Below are 17,742 nucleotides of genomic sequence, written 5' to 3'. Positions count from 1 at the left end.
AAATCGATTACCCGGCGAAGTTAGAGCCCGCCGCCGGAGCGTGTCAAGCGTCACCCGGCTGGGGGCTTCCACCCGGCACCGGCGATCCGGCACGCGAGCGCAGGAAAGCGGTGCCGCGGGGCGACAAGCGGTAGCCGACTTCCAGGCTTTCCGTGAGCCCCAGGTCCTTGAGCTTGCGGACGCCGGCCTTGAACGCGGGCAGCGGCCGGTGCTCGGTCGCCGCCAGCTCCCCGGCCCGCACTCCGGGCCGGTCCCTGATCGCCCGCAGCGTCCTCGAGGTCCACGCACCGCTCCGGCTCGCCCTGTCCAGCCGTGCGAGCGCCGCCGTCAGCTCACCCAGTTCGGTTCCCCTGGCCGGACGCGCGCGAAGCGCGATCCGGGGATCGGGACCGTCGAGTCCGAGCTCGATCCGGTACGTCCCGCCCTCTCGCCGGGCCAGTTCGGTACGCAGTGCGGTCGCGTCGGCGTACCCGGCCGCGATCGCCTCGGCCTCGGTGATCCGGGCGGGTTCGACGGACTCGACGGCGCCGAGCCGGAGCACGCCCACGGCGGTGCGCACGGTCCCGCCGGACCGGACCGCACATCGCTTCCAGCGCCGGAACGCGAGCGTGACCGTGTCATCGGCGATCCTGTCGAGTGTCGCGCGGGCGATGAGCACAACCGCCTCCCCTGGCGCCCGACAGCCACCGTCCGGGGTCTGGACAAGGTAGCGCGCACTGGGGAGACTGGCGGCTGTATGCACACCATGTGTTTGATCGTGTGCGTTGCGTGTCGATCTTTGGTGAATTGCCACACATCCGGGTCGCGAAGCGCACGAACCCGCACATTGCGGTTAGCCTGTGCTCATGACCCTCGCGCTCGAGACTATCCTGGCCAAGGCCGGACTGAGAGTGGACGTCACGCAGTTCCTGACGCTGGTCGAGGACGCCGCACGCAAGCTGGCGCCGACGAACCCCGATCCGGCCAGGTTCTTCACCACCGACGAACGCGAGGCGCTCACCGACGTCGGCCTGGACCTGTCGCCCTACGCGGACCAGGAGGACTTCCGTGCCCGGACGGTCGCCGCGCACGCCGTCCTCGCCGAGTCCGCACTGACCGTGACCGCCGCCGCGCGGCTGCTCGGCGTCGACACCAGCCGCATCCGACACCGGCTCTCCGAGGGCAGGCTCACCGGCTGGAAGACGCCCGCGTGGCGGCTGCCGAGCTGGCAGTTCACCGCCAGCGGTGTGCTGCCCGGCCTGGAGGTCGTGCTGCGCGCGGTACCGGAGGACCAGCCGGCACTGGTCGTCGCGGCGTTCATGGGAACCACGCAGGACGACCTCGAGATCAACGGGCGGGCCGCGACGCCGCGGCACTGGCTGCTGGCAGGCGGCGGCCCCGAACGGGTCGCGGCGCTCGCGGCCACGCTCGGCTCGCCCGCCTGAGGGTCACACTTCCCTCGGGTCCGCTCACGGCACGAAACAGGTACCAGCTCCTCATGGCAAGGCTTCCCCTGCCGCCCGCGCGCGCCGTCCTGCTCAAGGAACTCCATCCCACGCAGGACGTCGTCGCGGTGCACCCGGCCACCCGGCTCGTCCGGATCTTCTCCTCCGGCGGCAACCATCCCCAGCAGTGGGACTCCTTCCGGCACACCGGCCCGCTCCCGCACGGACGGTTCGACCAGCAGACCCCCGGCCGGGACCACGCACCGGTGACCGACGCGGGCAACGGCGTCTGCTACTTCGGGCTGACCGTGCGGACGAGTGTCGCCGAGGTCTTCCAGACGACGTCCACAGTGGACCGCAAGACACGTGAACCGCAGCTCGTCATCGTCCGGCCGTCCCGCACCCTGCGCCTGCTGGACCTGTCCGGGCTGTGGCCGACCAGGGTCGGTGCCTCCCAGGAGATATCCAGCGGCCCGAAGCGGACCACCCAGGCCTGGGCCCGCGCGATCCGCGCGGCGGTGCCGGACATCGACGGGCTCTGGTACCGGTCCTCGATGGACTCCGGCGACCCCGCGCTGGCCCTGTGGGACCCGCCCGCGGGTGCGGCGCTGCCCCTGCGCCCCGACGTCCTGCTGCCCCTCGACCATCCCGGCCTGGACGTGCCGCTCGGCCGGATCTGCCAGGAACTCAACTACCTGCTGCTGGACTGAGCGCAATCGCGTACCGGATCTCCTCGGCCGCGAACCCGCCGATCATGTCCTGCCTGCCCGCGCCGTCCGGTCGCCAGCCGCGCGCCTCGTAGAACGTGCGGGCACGGGCGTTGCCCCGCAGCACCCAGAGCACGGCGTACCGGAACCCGCACCGGCTCAGGTGATCCAGCCCCGCCCGGTGCACGGCGAACCCGGCTCCCGTGCCGAGGGCGGCGGGATCGGCGTAGAGCGAGGCGAGTTCACCGGTGGGCAGCACCGGATGACGGTCGCCCGCCGATCGCACCGGCAGCACCACGGCCACGGCGCCCAGTCCCGTCCCGCCATCGGGGCGGACGGCCACGAACACGGCCTCCGGATCCGGCCGGGACGCGCGGTCGGCCATCGACTCCACCCGGTCCACCGCGCGCAGGCCGTGGAGATGGCGCTCCGGCAGCAGGCCTCGGTAGGCGGCGCGCCAGCCCTCGGTGTGCACGCGGGCCATCTCCGCCGCGTCGGCGGCCGTCGCCCGGCGGACCAGCCAGTCCGTCATCACGGCCGGAGGTGACGCGCCCACCAGTGCAGGACGGCCTCGAAGCGCTGCAGCCGATGCCGGGGGCTGCCCGAGCGGGTCAGCTCGTGCCCCTCCCCCGAAAACAGCAACAGCTCCGTCTCGACGCCGTGCGAGCGCAGCGCGACGAACATCCGCTGCGCCTGCTCCAGCGGACAGCGCCAGTCCTGCTCCGAGTGCACCACGGCGAACGGGATGCCGATCCGGTCCGCGTGGGTCAGCGGGCTGCGGGCCCGCTGTTCCTCGGGATCGGTGCCGACGTAGTTCTCCGCGAAGTACCAGCCGATGTCGGAGGAGCCCGCGAAGGAGTCCCAGGCGTTGACGGCACGCTCGCTCCACGCGGCGCGGAACCGCTGCCCGTGGTGCGCGGCCAGCCAGCCGGTCATGAACCCGCCGTAGGACCCGCCCATCACGCCGACCCGGTCACCGTCCAGATCGGACTGCTCGAGGGCGAGGTCGAGCAGCGCCAGCACGTCCGCCGCGTCGTCGGTGCCCAGCCTGCCGATGATGGCGCGGGCGTGCTTCTCCCCGTATCCGCAGGATCCGCGCGGGTTGGGCAGGACGACGGCGTAGCCCGCGGCGGCGTACACCTGCGCCTCGTCGAACAGTCCCCAGTTGTACGCGGCGAACGGGCCGCCGTGCACGACCAGCAGCACCGGGTGCGGCCCCGGGCCCTCGGGCCGGACCAGCCAGCCGTGCACCGGATACCCGTCGCCCGCCTGCCCGGACAGCTCTTCCGGGGGCAGGATTCCCTTGCCGCGCAACGGTTTCGACCAGTCCGTCAGTTCGGTGGCCGTACCGTCGCGCAGCAGCACCAGCTCACCGGCACTGTGCGGGGTGGAGATCACCGCGACGATCGTGGTGACGTCCGCGGCGAAGGAACGCACCAGGCCCCGGTCGCCCGCGAGGAGGGCGAGTTCGCCCAGTGGCGCGGTCTCGGCGTCCGCCGGTACGTGCCGCAGTTCCACCGCGCCGCGGTTGTTGACGCCCACGAGTACCCCGTCGCCGAAGCGCACCGGCGGTCCCGCCTCCGGTGCGCAGGCGACGCTCTCCGGGTCGGTGAGTCTGCGCGGTACGACGGGCCCACCGCCGCCAGGGGGAACGTCGGCGGTCCACAGGCCGTGGTTGCGGGCGACCGGGGCGAACCCGTCGAAGGCGTTGCAGAGGAACCACACGTTCCCTGCCTGGTCCACAGCCAGCCGGACCACCTGGCCGGCCGAGCGGACGACCTCACGCGGCGATCCGCCCGCCACCGGGATCGCGTAGATGTCGCTGTGCAGGGACTCCGCGACGTCCCAGTCCCGCGGAGCCACCACCAGCACGGTCTCGTCGTCGAGCCAGGCCGGATGCTCGACCGAGGCGAGCCCGTCGGTCAGGGTGATCGGCTCGGCGGGCCGTGCGCGGGCCGGCCGCTCGGGAGCGAGCGCGGCCGCCACGTCCACCACGTGCAGCCGGGCGGGCCGGTCCCGCAGGAAACCGACGTCGTCGACGCGATAGTCGAATCGGGTGATGCGGCGGGGCGCCTCGGCGGCCGCCCCGGGCTCGGTGTCCCAGCGCGGGTCTGTACTGCCGTACCGGCCCGGCTCCGGGATCCGTGCGGTGACGGCGATCCTGGTGGAGTCCGGCGACCAGACCGGCTCTCCGGAACCGAGCAGGAACTCGGTGACCCGGACGGCCTCGCCGCCGCCGGCCGGCATGACGTGCACCTGAGCGCGGGCGGTGGCCCCGGTGTCCTCGCGGGACGCCCGCAGGAACGCGACCCAGCGGCCGTCCGGGGAGATGGCGGGCGCGGTGTCCGCCTCCCCGCGTGACCAGAGGGTGTCGCTCCCGTCGAACCCGACCCGGCGCAGTGAACTCCGGTAGGAGTCACGCACCGGGTCGGGTGTGGACAGTCCGGTCAGCAGCAGCTCCCCGCGCAGTGCGGGGGTGCTGGGGACGGCGATGTGTTCGATGTCAGCAGGACGCACGGTCCCGACCGTACATGTACTTAGCCGAACTAACGATCCCCGTGTGCGGACGAGGAACCGGAATCCGAGTCGGCCGACTCGCCGCTCTCGGCCTTCGCCTCGGCCTCACGCTCCTCCGGCGCCTTCGCGTGCAGCTCCAGCGTCGGCCCCTGGACGGACTCCGGATCCTTCTTCGCCTTACGCAGGCTCAGGATCGTGGTCGCGGCCAGGACCACGACGATCACGCCGAGCGACATCCAGTTGTTGATCTCCAGCCACTCCGGCACCAGGTGGTACTCGTGCAGGGCGTGCAGGAACAACTTCAGCCCGATGAACGCCAGGATGATCGCCAGACCGTAGGACAGGTACACCAGCTTGGTGACCAGGCCGCCGAGCAGGAAGTAGAGCTGCCGCAGGCCCATCAGGGCGAACGCGTTGGCGGCGAAGACCAGGAAGGCGTCCTGGGTGATGCCGAAGATCGCCGGGATCGAGTCGACGGCGAAGAGCAGGTCGGCGCTGCCGATCGCGACGATCACCACGAACATCGGGGTGATCCAGCGCTTGCCGTCCCGCTTGACGAACGACTTGTGCCCGACGTAGTCCTCGGTCACCGGGAAGACCTTGCGGACCCACTTGGTGACCGCGTTCTCGTTGTACTCGTCGTGATCGCCGTTGCCACGGACCATGCTCACGGCGGTCCAGACCAGGATGGCGCCGAACAGGAAGAAGATCCAGACGAACTGGGCGATCAGCGCGGCACCGACGGCGATGAACACGCTGCGCATGACGAGCGCGAGCACGATGCCGATCAGCAGCACTCGGTGCTGGTGGATCCCGGGCACCTTGAACGAGGACATGATCACCATGAAGATGAACAGGTTGTCCACGCTGAGCGAGTACTCGGTGATGTAACCGGTGAAGAACTCGACGCCGGGATCGTGCCCGCCGAAGACCCACACGCCGATACCGAACAGCACGGCGCAGGCCACGTAGAAGGTGACCCACTTGGCCGCTTCACCGGTGGTGACCTCGTGGGGTTTGCGATCGACGATGACCAGGTCGATCGCGAGCAGGACGATCAGCCCGCCGATCGTCGCGAGCCACAGCCACAAAGGCACGTTCATTTACTCGTTTCCTCCGGATAGCGGATGGGCACTGCCACTAGCCGGAGGTCTCTTCCACCGGTTCGCTGAGACCGGCCGGTGGCACCGGGCGCCACCTGGGCAACCGTGTTGACGACACCACCGCGAAGGAATACTCCCCTCCACAACACCCTCCATCTTCACGTCTGAGCGGCCGGAAAGCCAGCCGGGACCGATTCGGTCACCGTGCCACGTGCGTAACGTGTGTCACAACGCCCCCTCGGATACCCGATCGATAGGTTCCCCAGCGGACGTTCTCAGGAAACTTCACATACGGTCGCTTCGTGCCCCGAATCCCCCTTCTCAGCGACCGCCGTGGCCGGTTCGTCGCGCTGGTGCTCGTCGTCGTGGTCCTCGCGGCGGGTGCGCTTTTCTGGACCGGCAGCGGTGAGGACACCTCCGCCGTGCGAACCCAGGACGCCACGATCGACTCCCCCGCCGCTCCCGGTTCCGGCGAGCTGGTCCAGCTCGACGCGACGATGTACGTACCGGAGACGACGCCCGCCCCCGCGGTGCTGCTCCCCCACGGCTTCGGCGGGGACAAGAACAGCGTGGCGAGCGAGGCGAGGGAACTCGCCGACCGCGGTTTCGTCGTACTCACCTACTCCGCGCGTGGATTCGGCCGCAGCACCGGCAAGATCGCGCTGAACGATCCGGACGCCGAGGTCGCCGACGGCGGCACGCTGATCGACTATCTGGCCGCCAGGCCCGAGGTCGTCTCGGACGCGAGCGGCGACCCCAAGGTCGGCGTCACCGGCGCCTCCTACGGCGGTGCGCTCGCGCTCATGCTCGCGGGCACCGACAAGCGCGTCGACGCGATCGCACCGGTGATCACCTACAACGACCTCACCCAGGGCCTCATCCCGAACGCGGCCTCACCCGACCCGGTGGAGCCCGGCACCCCCTCGGCCGGCGCGTTCGCCGAGGAGGGTGTGTTCAAGCGTTCCTGGGCCGGGATCTTCTTCTCCGCGGGCACCGGCGCGGCCGGCGCGGGCCAGCCCGGCTCCGAGGCACCGGAGCCCGGCCAGGAGCAGGACGACGACCAGGCCACCGCCGGTGCCGCCGCGGGTGGTGCGGGCGCGGCGGACAGCGCGGCCGCGGCGGGTGCCCCGGCCGGGGCACCCGGCGGCCAGGGCCCCTCGGCGGCCGCCAACCCGTGCGGGCGCTTCACCGAGGAGGTCTGCCGCGCCTACAACGACGTGGCCACCACCGGCAAGGCGAACGCGCAGACCACCGAACTGCTCCGCCGGGTCTCACCGGTCTCGGTGGCATCGAAGATCACCGCGCCCACCATGCTGGTGCAGGGCGAGGCGGACACGCTGTTCGGGCTGGACCAGTCCGACGCCACCGCTCGCCAGATCGCCGCGGCGGGCGGAAAGGTCAAGACCGTCTGGTACACCGGCGGTCACGACGGCGGGCGTCCCGGGCCCGCGCTGCGCGGCAAGATCGCCGACTGGATGGACTTCCACCTCACCGGCAACGGCGCGGACCCGGGCACCGGCTTCAGCTACGACGTGCAGGGCGCCCTGCGCGCGTCCGGCGCGCCCTCCGTGCGCTCGGTCGAGGCGCCGGCCTACCCGGGCCTCGGCGGAGCGCCGACCGAACGCCGGACCCTGGCGCTGGAGGGCGCCGAGCAGGGCATCGTGAACCCGCCCGGCGGCAACCCCGCGGCGGTGAGCGGGATCCCCGGACTGAACCGGCTGGCCTCCAGCTCGTCCCGGCTGGCCGGGTTGTTCTCCGCGGATCCACCGGGCCAGTCCGCGACGTTCACCTCGGCGCCGGTCGACTCGCAGCTTCTCGTCACCGGGGCGTCGACGGTCCGCATGCGGGTGGCGGCCCCGCCGGGCACCGCCCGTGAGGCGGTGCTGTTCGCCAAGCTCTACGACGTCTCGCCGGAAGGTGTGCGCACCCTGCCCACCAACGCGATCGCACCGTTGCGGGTGTCCTCTCTGCCCGCCGACGGCAGCCCGGCCGAGGTGACGGTGACCCTGCCGGGTGTGGTGCGGCCCATCGAGGCCGGGCATTCCCTGCAGCTCGTCGTGAGCACTACCGACCAGGCGTACGCGACGCCCGCCGAGCCCGCGGCGTATCAGGTCTCCCTCGCCGACGGTGGCTCGATCGCGGTGCCCGTCGTACCGGGTACGGCGGTGACCACCGGCTGGCCATGGGGGCAGATCCTGGGTATCGCCGGCGCGTTGCTGCTGGCGGCGCTCGTCGCCTTCGGTGCGGCCTTGCGCAGGCGCCGTTCGCACCGCGTCGACCCTGCGCTGGAAACCACGCCGATGGTGATCGAGAACCTGACGAAGCGTTACCCGGGCGGGCTCACCGCGGTGAAGGACCTGTCCTTCCGGGTCGAGCCGGGCCAGGTTCTCGGCCTGCTGGGCCCGAACGGCGCGGGCAAGACGACCACCTTGCGCATGCTGATGGGACTGATCGCGCCCACCGAGGGCCGGATCAAGGTCTTCGGTCATACGGTCAGCCCCGGCGCCCCGGTGCTCTCCCGGATCGGTTCCTTCGTGGAGGGGGCGGGCTTCCTCCCGCACCTGTCCGGTGCCGCGAACCTCGAGCTCTACTGGGCGGCCTCGGGACGTCCGGACGACAAGGCGCACGTGGCCGAGGCGCTGGAGATCGCCGGGCTCGGCGACGCGGTGCACCGCCGCGTCCGCACCTACAGCCAGGGGATGCGCCAGCGGCTGGCGATCGCGCAGGCGATGCTCGGCCTGCCGGAGCTGCTCGTGCTCGACGAACCGACCAACGGACTCGACCCGCCACAGATCCACCAGATGCGTGAGGTGCTGCAGCGCTACGCGGCCACCGGCCGCACGGTGCTGGTGTCGAGCCACCTGCTCGCCGAGGTGGAACAGACCTGCACCCACGTGGTGGTGATGCACCGCGGTGCGCTGGTCGCCTCGGGAGAGGTCAGCGAGATCGTCGCCGCCGGCGGCGAGGCGACGTTCCGGGTGGACCGTCCCGAGGACGCGGCCGAGGTGCTGCGCTCCGCGGCGGGCGTGACCGGTGTGGAGATCGAGGGCAGCCTCGTGCACGCCGATCTGGACGGCCTGCCCCGTGCCGAGGCGATCGCCACCTTGGTGGGTGCCGGGGTCGCGGTGGAGCAGGCGGGTCCGCGGCGCAGGCTGGAGGACGCGTTCCTGCAACTCGTCGGAGAGGGTGACGGCCGATGAGCGGGTTCCGAGCCGCCGGGAAGAAGGTCGCCGGAGAGCGGACCGTCGAGGGGGAGGTGTCATGAGCAGGACCGAGAAGACCGCGGCGGAGGAGAACGCCGTGCTCGACACGGGTGTGCACACCGACCCGGCGGCGTTGCAGGAACTCACCGACGCAGCCGAGCGGCAGCACACCGAGGTCGGGGCGGACGGCGCGGTCGCCGGTTACCGGGCGGGGCGCACGCTCCGGCTCGGTGTGGAACTGCGCAGGCAGTTACGCAGGCGGCGGACCCAGTTCCTGCTCGGGTTCGTGGCGCTGCTGCCGTTCATCCTGGTGGTGGCGTTCGAGATCGGTGACGCGCAGCCGAACCGGCGGTCGGGCGGCTTCGTCGACCTGGCGACCGCCAGCGCACCGAACTTCGTCGTGCTGGCGCTGTTCGTGTCGGGGACCTTCCTGCTGCCGATGATCGTCGCCCTGTTCTTCGGCGACACCATCGCCAGCGAGTCCTCGTGGTCCAGCCTGAAGTACCTGCTGGCGATTCCGGTGCCCCGGCACCGGGTGCTACGGCAGAAGGCGATCGTGTCGGCGATGCTGTCCGCGTTCGCGCTGGCACTGCTTCCGCTGGTGGCGCTGATCGTGGGCGTCATCTGGTACGGGGCGGGGGATGCGATCAGTCCGACGGGCGAGACGGTGGCCTTCGCGGACAGCCTCCTCGCGATGCTGTTGTCGGTGGTGTACATCGTCATCCAGCTCGCCTGGGTGGCCGGTTTCGCGCTGCTGCTCAGCGTGGTCACCGACGCTCCCCTCGGAGCGGTAGGCGGTGCGGTGCTGGTGGCGATCGTGTCGCAGATCCTCGACCAGATCACCGCGCTGGCGGATCTGCGGAACTATCTGCCCACGCACTACTCGTTCGCCTGGATGGACCTGATCTCGACCGACATCGACTGGAGCAACATGGCCAGCGGTGCACTGTCCTCGGTGCTGTTCGGCACGGCGTTCACCCTGTTGGCCGCCCGTCGTTTCGCCACCAAGGACATCACGAGCTGAGCGCCCGCCGGACCCCGTTCGCGAGCATCGCCGCCGGACGGGGTCCCTCGGGCGTGCCGTGCGGATTCCGTTGCACGGCAGCGCATCCCGACCGCGTTAACACCCTGCCGGACGGATCGGGACGGGTGGGGGGCGAGCGGCGGCCGCGACGGCTGTGCGACCGTGGGACGGGTGAGCACAACGCACGACGCGAACCAGCACGACATCGCCGCCGCCCAGGACGCCCCGATGATCGACGCCAGTGAGGCGCTGGTCCGGCTCGGCCTGGCGCAGTACGAATCCATGGCAGGCAACGGCCGCCGGGTCGCCGGGCTGGTCGAGGCCCAGCGGATCGTCCGCGAACTCGCCGGAATCCCCCAGCTCCGCGCCTGACCCTCGTTTCCGGAACAGCCCGCGCAGCACGGATTCGCCGTCGACGTCGGCGGCGTGCGGCACCATCGTCGCCCACGACCGTGGAATCCGATCTCGGCGAACCGACCGTCCGCACCGTGACCGGCCGGCACCGGATGCCGGCGCTTCTGCTCGAGGCCACCGACCTGGGGAACACCTGGCACGCGGGTGATCCCGCATCGACCGGCCCGCGGATCACCGGCCACAGCGGGGATCTACTCGCTCCCCCGCCCTGGCCTGACACCGTTCGCGGAAACCCGCCGGGCACGCGCTGTCCCGGGACTGTGGGCGCGGAAGCGGAAAACGGTTTGACCATTCCCTTCGCCCGTCGCCAGCATGTGCGGTCGGAGAACGAGGATTGGGGACCGTATGTCGCTCACCGCCGAGCAGATCGAGGCGTTCGTCGCCGACGGATTCGTCAAAATCGAGGGGGCGTTTCCCGCCGAGGTGGGCGAACGCTGCGTGGACGAACTGTGGGCGGCGACCGGCTGTTCGCGGGAGGATCCGACGACCTGGTCCGAGCCCGTGGTCCGGCTGGGCGGTTTCGCCACGCCTCCGTTCCAGGAGGCCGCGACCACCTCCGTGCTGCACGAGGCGTTCGACCAGCTCGTCGGCAAGAACCGGTGGATCCCCCGTGTCGGTCTCGGCACCTTTCCTGTCCGCTTTCCCAGCGACGCGGAACCCGGCGATGACGGATGGCACGTCGAGGCCAGCTATGCCTCTCCCGACGGAGAGAGCATGCTCAGCCTTCGCTCCCGGGAGCGCGCGCTGCTGATGCTGTTCCTGTTCTCCGACGTGGGCCCCGATGACGCGCCGACGCGGATCCGGGTCGGCTCCCATCTCGACGTGCCGCCACTGCTCGAAGCCCAGGGCGACGAGGGGCGCGAGTGGATGTCGCTGTGCCGCGATGCCGTGCCGGCCTCCGAGCATCGTCCGGTCACCCTGGCGACCGGCACCCTCGGCGACGTCTACCTGTGCCATCCGTTCCTGGTACACGCCGCGCAACCACACCGTGGACGCACGCCACGCTTCATGGCCCAACCGCCGCTCTACGCACGGGAATCCCTCGACCTGCGGGAGGCGCGGCCGGCTCCGGTCGCCAGGGCCGTGCTCGACGGCCTCCGCCGATAGGGCCCGGGCGGGGGTCACCGCTTCGCACCGAGGCGCCACAGTGACACCTGTTCCGCCGCCCGCGCGAACGCGAGCGGTCCGCGCGCGGACCGCGCCCGGGGATGGCGTGGACGCACGTCTAGCCGCCCGAGCACGGACAGTCCCGCTGAGTCGAATTCGCCCAGCAGTTGTGCACGGGTACGCAGATCGAGCAGTTCCGCGATGTCCGACAGCACCAGCCAGGCCTCACCACGAACGGTCAGGTGGTCCGCGACGCCGCGAACGAACCCCGAGAGCATCCGCCCGCCACGATCGAACACCGCCGCATCGAGTGGCGAACTCGGCGATGCCGTCAACCACGGCGGATTGCAGACGATCAGATCCGCACGGCCGGGCGGGAACAGATCGGCCTGGGCCACGATCACCCGGTCGCCCATTCCCAGTCTCCGCACGTTGTCCCGTGCACACGCCACGGCCTGCGGAGCGATATCGGTGGCCACGACCCGGGGAATCCCCCGCCTGGCGAGTACCGCCGCGAGCACTCCGGTGCCGGTGCCGATGTCGAACGCCGTTCGTACTGCGGCCACCTCGGCGGCCGCGACCAGATCCACGTATTCGTTTCGTGTCGGCGGGAAAACACCGTAGTGCGGATGAATCCTCGCGCCCAGTGCCGGAACGGCGATGCCGTTCCGGCGCCACCGGTGAGCACTCAGTACGCCGAGAAGCTCGCGAAGTGACACGACGCGCGGACCCACTGTGTCGCCGTACACCTCGCCGCACGCGGCACGTACGTCCGGTGCCCGGGGAAGATCCACGGCAGGCCCGGCGCCGAGCTCGACGAGCAGCATTCCGAGCACCCGAGCGCGGTTCCTCCGTCCCTGCCGGTACTGGTAGAAGCGCGCGGCCGAATCCCGTGCGGGTTCGGCCCGTGTGCGGTCCAGCCGCTTGCTCATGCTGGACAACAGGCGCCGGGCATCCGGGAAATCGGCTCGCCACAACATTCCGACGCCCTGTGCCGCTCGACGGAGAGCGAGATCGGTAGGGGGCGGGGTCTCCAGGACGTCGACTCGTTTCGGTGGCCGTAAGCCTCCGGCCGAGCGCCACTCGGCTGAGTTCACATGACCGTTCTCGTACCAGGAAACGGTCTCATTGCCATGATCGGCACAATGTTCCACGAAGGGACTCCATGGTGAGGAGCCGTCCTCGAACGAGCAGGCACGCGGGTAGCGCGAAACAGAGACGCGGCCGTCCGAAGACGGCTCGAAGTGGGTTACACGACGGCCGTCACTCTGACGGCACCCACCAGTCCAGAGCCACGCACAAGCAGAACATGCGGTCACCATACCCGGGGCCCGACCAGTCCGGTCACCGCCAGCGGAAATCATTGCCTCCGGACCCTGCGGTACCAATGGTGTCACCGTCTCGTTCGTACGCGAGCGGATGCGACCCACCGCAGACGTGGGCGGGCGGATCGGCTTGTGGACGCATTGCTTGTCGGTGCCCCGTGGTTGGGTGCGCGAGTGATCGTCCGCTCAGCACGAGGAAGCGACTTCCTGATGACCGAAATCGATGCGACAACGGATCCGCGGCCACACCTGAGTGCCGCGCTCGACCAGACCGAACACCAGATCGACGCGATTGGAAACGCTGACCTGGGCCTGCCCACACCGTGTGCCGAGTACGACCTGCGGACACTGCTGGCTCACCTCGTCGCTGTCCTGCGCAAGCTCACATCCCTCGGCAACGGCGAAGACATGGCCCAGGTAAAAGATCCGGCCGAGGACCGCACAGAGCACTGGGGTGACACGTTTCGCGGCGCTCGTGCCGATCTCGAGCAGGTCTGGACACCCGCATCGGCACTCGGCAAGAGCTACGCCCTGCCCTGGGCAACGCTGACGGGATACGAGCTGCTGGAGGCGTACACGCACGAGTTCACCGTCCACGCCTGGGATCTCTCCCGAGTTACCGGCCGCGGCGACGACCTCGACCCGGTCCTGGCCGAAGCCGCCCTCGACTGGTTCACCCGCAACCTCACCACGGAGGACCACCGCGAGGGTGGCCCGTTCGCACCGGCGGTGGCGGTCGCCGCCGACGCCGACGTGTACCTCCGGCTCGCCGCTCATGCCGGCCGGCCGGTGTAGCTGCTGACGAGCGACACGGGGGAAGCCGACCGTGACGAAAGGGTCCCGACTTGCCTACCGCCTCTGGGCCCCCGGCGCCAAGTGATGTCTTTCGCGTCCGTCATCTTCACGCACGGCGACGGGTGCTCGCGCCGGCGCGGACGAGGACATGGACATGGACCGAGGATGCGGGCGACGGGACGGGCTCAATCCCTTGTGTGGCAACGCCTCCATCCGTCCACGGCCGCGACGAGACGTGCGGCGGCGCGGTCGGCCCCGTGACCTCCAGGACTGGGCGGCGCCGGCCACCGAGCACATCTCCATTGCTCGTGCGGTTGCTGTGGCCGCGGTCCGCGAGGTGACAGGAGGGTCCGATGGGTTCATTCGATGTGCCGCTGAACGACGAACGTACCCAGCTCGATGCGTTCGTCGAGGAATATCGTCGTGCCATTGAGGCGACTCTCGACGGTCTCACCGAGGCCCACCATTGCGGACACGCCGACATCCTGCGCGAACAGGTCCTTGCCGATTGAGTTCTGGGCCCAAGTCCCGGCGCGACGTCGCGCCCCACCATGTTCGGAAGTTCACGGTTCGGCCACCGTGACGTTGTCGTGCAGCGCGAACACCTCGGCCCACTCGCGGACGGTCAGGTTGTGTCCTTCGCGGAGATGTGGGCGAACTCGGCAAAGTAGACCCTCCGGTCGGCACCTGGATCTCGTTTGTCGGGCCGGGTCGCGCGGTGCCACAGTAACGGGGTGAAGATCCTGTTCGCCGCCGCGCCCGGCTACGGCCTCCTGTTGCCCGTGGTCCCACTGATCTGGGCGGCGCGCGCCGCCGGTCACGAGGTCTTGCTCGCCACCACCGCCGACATGACCGAGGTCGGCGCGCGGGCCGGGCTACCGGTGGTGGACGTGTTCCCGCAACGGGACGTGTGGGACGACCTGCTCGGCGGGCTCCATGCGGATCGCCAGGACAACAGGGCGGACGACACAGCCCCCTACGGCATGCCGGAGCTGTACCGGCGGGCCGCGGCGGCGGGCAGCCCGTTCGGCCTGTTCACGCTGACCATGACGGAGAGCACCATCGCCGCGGGCCGAGAGTTCGGTGCCGACTTGGTGGTGCACACCTCCGACCACGAGGCCGGTGCGCTGGCCGCCCGCGCGCTCGGCGTCCCCGTCCTGGAACTGGGTAACCGGATCTCCTGGTCCATGCGGGACCAGGACTTCCGCGACGGACGCGGCGGACTGGTCGACGAGGAGATCATCCGGGCGCTGCGTGCCGAACTGTCCATTCCGGACGGACCACCTGAGGTGATCGCCCGGATCGATCCGCGCGCTCCCAGTATGGGCGGATTGCGGGCCGACGAGCCCGATCCCCGCGACGGTGCCCCCTGGTGGCCCATGCGCTATGTGCCCTACAACGGCGGCACGGTGCTGCCCGGATGGCTCCGGGACGCCCCGGAACGGCCGCGAGTGGGCGTCACCCTCGGCACGGTGGTGCCCGCCATGAGCGGCACCAGCGATCTCGCCGTCACCATCGAGGCGCTCGGCGGCATGGACGTCGACGTGGTCCTCGCGGCGGGCGAGGCGGACCTGTCCGGACTCGGCACCTTGCCCGGCAACGTGCGCCCAGCCGGTTTCCTGCCCCTGTCGGCGCTGCTGCCCACCTGCGCGCTGCTGGTGCACCACGGTGGCTCCGGCACCACGGCGGCGCCACTGTTCTACGGGGTACCCCAGCTCGTCTTCCCCGCGTTCGCGGACAATCCGATGTCTGCGGAGCGGGTGGTGCGCCGCGGCGTCGGGCTCTCCCACGATCCGTCCACAGTGGACGTCGAGATGGTGCGCCTGCTGGCCGGCCGGGTACTCACGGAGCCGTCGTTCGCCCGCGCCGCGCGGGAGGTCAGCGCCGAGATGGCGGCACAGCCCAGCCCGGCGACGATCATCGAACGCCTGGTCGCCGTTACTTGATGCCCGCGGCGTCCATACCGCGCAGCTCCTTCTTCAGATCGGAGACCTCGTCGCGCAGTCGGGCAGCCAGCTCGAACTGCAGGTCGCGGGCGGCCTGCATCATCTGATCGGTCATCTGCTGGATCAGATCGGCCAGCTCGGCCCGGGGCATGCTGGTGACGTCCTTGTCCGCGAGCACCCCGGAGCTGCGCACCCGGTCGCCCTGCTCCGGCTTCTTGCCCCGGGAGGCATTGCGCCCGGAACCGCCGACGGCGACCTCGGATTCCGAGTCCTCCGCCTCCGAGTAGACACGGTCGAGGATGTCGGCGATCTTCTTGCGCAGCGGCTGCGGATCGAGTCCGCGCTCGGTGTTGTAGGCGACCTGCTTGGCGCGCCTGCGATCGGTTTCGTCGATGGCGTGCCGCATCGAGTCGGTGATCTTGTCGGCGTACATGTGCACCTGACCGGAGACGTTACGGGCGGCGCGGCCGATCGTCTGGATCAGCGAGGTGCCGCTGCGCAGGAAGCCCTCCTTGTCCGCGTCGAGGATGGCGACCAGGGAGACCTCCGGCAGGTCGAGCCCCTCCCGCAGCAGGTTGATGCCGACCAGGACGTCGAAGTCGCCCGCCCTGAGCTGGCGCAGCAGCTCCACCCGGCGCAGCGTGTCGACCTCCGAGTGCAGGTACCGCACGCGGATGCCCAGTTCGAGCAGGTAGTCGGTGAGGTCCTCGGACATCTTCTTCGTGAGGGTGGTGACCAGGACCCGCTCGTCCTTCTCGGCCCGCTCCCGGATCTCGTGCACCAGGTCGTCGATCTGGCCCTCGGTCGGCTTGATCACCACCTCCGGGTCGACCAGACCGGTGGGACGGATGACCTGCTCGACGAACTCGCCGGCCGCCTGTCCCATCTCGTACGGGCCGGGGGTGGCCGAGAGGTACACGGTCTGCCCGATGCGGTCGGAGAACTCCTCCCAGGTGAGCGGCCGGTTGTCGACGGCGCTCGGCAGGCGGAAACCGTGCTCCACCAGGTTCCGCTTACGGGACATGTCCCCTTCGAACATGCCGCCGATCTGCGGCACCGTCACGTGCGACTCGTCGATGACGAGCAGGAAGTCCTCGGGGAAGTAGTCGATCAGGGTGGCCGGTGACGATCCGGACTCGCGGCCGTCGATGTGGCGCGAGTAGTTCTCGATGCCGGAACAGAAGCCGACCTGGCGCATCATCTCGATGTCGTAGCTGGTGCGCATCCGCAGCCGCTGGGCCTCCAGCAGCTTGTTCTGCTTCTCCAGCTCGGCGAGCCGTCCCTCCAGCTCGGACTCGATGCTGCGGATGGCGCGCTCCATCCGCTCCGGGCCCGCCACGTAGTGGGTGGCCGGGAAGATCCGCACCTCGTCCAGCTCCTGGACGATGTCGCCGGTGAGCGGATGCAGGTAGTACAGCTTGTCGATCTCGTCGCCGAAGAACTCGACGCGGATGGCCAGTTCCTCGTACGCCGGGATGATCTCGACGGTGTCGCCCCGGACGCGGAAGGTGCCGCGGGCGAAGGCCATGTCGTTGCGCGTGTACTGCACGTCGACCAGCGCACGGAGGAACGCGTCGCGCTCGACCTGGCCGCCGACCTCCAGCTTGGCCGAGCGGTCGAGATAGGACTGCGGGGTGCCCAGGCCGTAGATGCAGGACACGCTCGCCACGACGATCACGTCGCGCCGGGAGAGCAGGTTCATCGTGGCCGAGTGGCGCAACCGCTCGACGTCGTCGTTGATCGACGAGTCCTTCTCGATGTAGGTGTCCGTCTGCGCGATGTACGCCTCGGGCTGGTAGTAGTCGTAGTAGCTGACGAAGTACTCGACCGCGTTGTTCGGGAAGAAGTCGCGCAGCTCGTTCGCGAGCTGGGCCGCGAGCGTCTTGTTCGGCGCCATCACCAGCGTCGGCCGCTGCACCCGCTCGATCAGCCAGGCCGTGGTGGCCGACTTGCCCGTACCGGTGGCCCCGAGCAGGACGATGTCCTCCTCGCCCGCACCGATCCGGCGTTCCAGCTCGTCGATCGCCGCGGGCTGGTCACCCGCCGGCTGATAGTCGCTGACGACCTCGAACCGGCCCCCGGCACGGGGGACCTCGGAGACCGGGCGGAACTCGGAATGGGCGAGCACGGGGTGTTCGGTTGCGAAAGCCACGCCGTCCAGAGTAGGCGCGATCCCC

At 70.2% G+C, this 17,742-nt stretch carries 15 protein-coding genes; 9 read left to right on the top strand and 6 right to left on the bottom strand.

The window, feature by feature from the left end; all coding sequences use genetic code 11:
* Positions 1-43: 43 nt before the first annotated feature.
* Complete coding sequence (locus CFN78_RS16840) at positions 44-658, bottom strand: hypothetical protein (protein WP_094863762.1); 615 nt, start codon at positions 656-658, stop codon at positions 44-46.
* A 187-nt stretch (positions 659-845) separates the two neighbouring features.
* Between CFN78_RS16840 and CFN78_RS16835 the strand changes: the two genes are divergently transcribed.
* Positions 846-1,424 (top strand): DNA-binding protein, encoded by a 579-nt coding sequence (locus CFN78_RS16835; RefSeq protein ID WP_094863761.1) that lies wholly within the window; start codon positions 846-848, stop codon positions 1,422-1,424.
* A 53-nt stretch (positions 1,425-1,477) separates the two neighbouring features.
* Positions 1,478-2,134 (top strand): RES family NAD+ phosphorylase, encoded by a 657-nt coding sequence (locus tag CFN78_RS16830; protein ID WP_094863760.1) that lies wholly within the window; start codon positions 1,478-1,480, stop codon positions 2,132-2,134.
* Here the strand turns inward: CFN78_RS16830 and CFN78_RS16825 are convergent.
* Genes CFN78_RS16825 through CFN78_RS16815 form a run of 3 tightly spaced genes read right to left on the bottom strand, consistent with a single transcriptional unit; the run spans position 2,112 to position 5,751 of the window.
* Positions 2,112-2,663 carry a GNAT family N-acetyltransferase gene (locus CFN78_RS16825; protein ID WP_240519504.1) on the bottom strand — a complete coding sequence of 184 codons (552 nt, stop codon included), beginning with the start codon at positions 2,661-2,663 and terminating at the stop codon, positions 2,112-2,114. The genes CFN78_RS16830 and CFN78_RS16825 overlap by 23 nt on opposite strands.
* Positions 2,663-4,648 (bottom strand): S9 family peptidase, encoded by a 1,986-nt coding sequence (locus CFN78_RS16820; RefSeq protein ID WP_094863758.1) that lies wholly within the window; start codon positions 4,646-4,648, stop codon positions 2,663-2,665. Before CFN78_RS16820 ends, CFN78_RS16825 begins: the two co-directional genes overlap by 1 nt.
* Positions 4,649-4,677: 29 nt before the next feature.
* A complete protein-coding gene (locus CFN78_RS16815; protein ID WP_094863757.1) occupies positions 4,678-5,751 on the bottom strand; it encodes a TerC family protein in 1,074 nt (357 codons plus the stop codon).
* A 302-nt stretch (positions 5,752-6,053) separates the two neighbouring features.
* On the opposite strand from CFN78_RS16815, the gene CFN78_RS16810 reads away from it, so the two are divergent.
* From CFN78_RS16810 to CFN78_RS16795, 4 genes are all read left to right on the top strand, one after another.
* Positions 6,054-8,951 (top strand): alpha/beta fold hydrolase, encoded by a 2,898-nt coding sequence (locus CFN78_RS16810; RefSeq protein WP_094863756.1) that lies wholly within the window; start codon positions 6,054-6,056, stop codon positions 8,949-8,951.
* A gap of 61 nt (positions 8,952-9,012) precedes the next feature.
* The gene (locus tag CFN78_RS16805; RefSeq protein WP_165777585.1) at positions 9,013-9,978 is read left to right on the top strand and encodes an ABC transporter permease; all 966 of its coding nucleotides are present in this window, start codon (positions 9,013-9,015) and stop codon (positions 9,976-9,978) included.
* A 171-nt stretch (positions 9,979-10,149) separates the two neighbouring features.
* Positions 10,150-10,350: a hypothetical protein gene (locus CFN78_RS16800; RefSeq protein WP_094863755.1), complete on the top strand. Its 201-nt coding sequence runs from the start codon at positions 10,150-10,152 to the stop codon at positions 10,348-10,350.
* Positions 10,351-10,737: 387 nt separating this feature from the next.
* Positions 10,738-11,499 carry a phytanoyl-CoA dioxygenase family protein gene (locus tag CFN78_RS16795; protein ID WP_094863754.1) on the top strand — a complete coding sequence of 254 codons (762 nt, stop codon included), beginning with the start codon at positions 10,738-10,740 and terminating at the stop codon, positions 11,497-11,499.
* Positions 11,500-11,513: 14 nt separating this feature from the next.
* Here CFN78_RS16795 and CFN78_RS16790 read toward each other — a convergent pair whose 3' ends face one another.
* On the bottom strand, positions 11,514-12,431 hold the full coding sequence (locus tag CFN78_RS16790; RefSeq protein WP_205660537.1) for a methyltransferase: 918 nt from the start codon (positions 12,429-12,431) through the stop codon (positions 11,514-11,516).
* A gap of 603 nt (positions 12,432-13,034) precedes the next feature.
* Between CFN78_RS16790 and CFN78_RS16785 the strand changes: the two genes are divergently transcribed.
* The 3 genes from CFN78_RS16785 (at position 13,035) to CFN78_RS16780 (ending at position 15,565) form a co-directional block, all read left to right on the top strand.
* Entirely contained in the window at positions 13,035-13,619 is a 585-nt protein-coding gene (locus tag CFN78_RS16785; protein ID WP_094863752.1) for a TIGR03086 family metal-binding protein, read from the top strand.
* Positions 13,620-13,972: 353 nt separating this feature from the next.
* Positions 13,973-14,131 (top strand): hypothetical protein, encoded by a 159-nt coding sequence (locus CFN78_RS29180; protein WP_165777584.1) that lies wholly within the window; start codon positions 13,973-13,975, stop codon positions 14,129-14,131.
* A gap of 222 nt (positions 14,132-14,353) precedes the next feature.
* Positions 14,354-15,565 (top strand): nucleotide disphospho-sugar-binding domain-containing protein, encoded by a 1,212-nt coding sequence (locus CFN78_RS16780; RefSeq protein ID WP_165777583.1) that lies wholly within the window; start codon positions 14,354-14,356, stop codon positions 15,563-15,565.
* Here CFN78_RS16780 and uvrB read toward each other — a convergent pair.
* Positions 15,558-17,717 (bottom strand): excinuclease ABC subunit UvrB, encoded by a 2,160-nt coding sequence (uvrB, locus tag CFN78_RS16775; RefSeq protein WP_094863804.1) that lies wholly within the window; start codon positions 17,715-17,717, stop codon positions 15,558-15,560. The two genes, CFN78_RS16780 and uvrB, sit on opposite strands and share 8 nt — an antisense overlap.
* Positions 17,718-17,742 lie beyond the last annotated feature (25 nt).

The organism is Amycolatopsis antarctica, from assembly GCF_002262875.1.
Classification (GTDB): domain Bacteria; phylum Actinomycetota; class Actinomycetes; order Mycobacteriales; family Pseudonocardiaceae; genus Amycolatopsis; species Amycolatopsis antarctica.
Note: the sequence above shows the minus strand (reverse complement) of the source record. Positions and strands in the feature narration are given on the sequence as shown.

Excerpts from the sequence above, each read along its gene's own strand:
- CFN78_RS16835 (WP_094863761.1), top strand. The coding sequence starts at position 846 with ATGACCCTCGCGCTCGAGACTATCCTGGCCAAGGCCGGACTGAGAGTG.
- CFN78_RS16830 (WP_094863760.1), top strand. The coding sequence starts at position 1,478 with ATGGCAAGGCTTCCCCTGCCGCCCGCGCGCGCCGTCCTGCTCAAGGAA.
- CFN78_RS16825 (WP_240519504.1), bottom strand. The coding sequence starts at position 2,663 with ATGACGGACTGGCTGGTCCGCCGGGCGACGGCCGCCGACGCGGCGGAG.
- CFN78_RS16815 (WP_094863757.1), bottom strand. The coding sequence starts at position 5,751 with ATGAACGTGCCTTTGTGGCTGTGGCTCGCGACGATCGGCGGGCTGATC.
- CFN78_RS16805 (WP_165777585.1), top strand. The coding sequence starts at position 9,013 with ATGAGCAGGACCGAGAAGACCGCGGCGGAGGAGAACGCCGTGCTCGAC.
- CFN78_RS16795 (WP_094863754.1), top strand. The coding sequence starts at position 10,738 with ATGTCGCTCACCGCCGAGCAGATCGAGGCGTTCGTCGCCGACGGATTC.
- CFN78_RS16790 (WP_205660537.1), bottom strand. The coding sequence starts at position 12,431 with ATGAGCAAGCGGCTGGACCGCACACGGGCCGAACCCGCACGGGATTCG.
- CFN78_RS16785 (WP_094863752.1), top strand. The coding sequence starts at position 13,035 with ATGACCGAAATCGATGCGACAACGGATCCGCGGCCACACCTGAGTGCC.
- CFN78_RS29180 (WP_165777584.1), top strand. The coding sequence starts at position 13,973 with ATGGGTTCATTCGATGTGCCGCTGAACGACGAACGTACCCAGCTCGAT.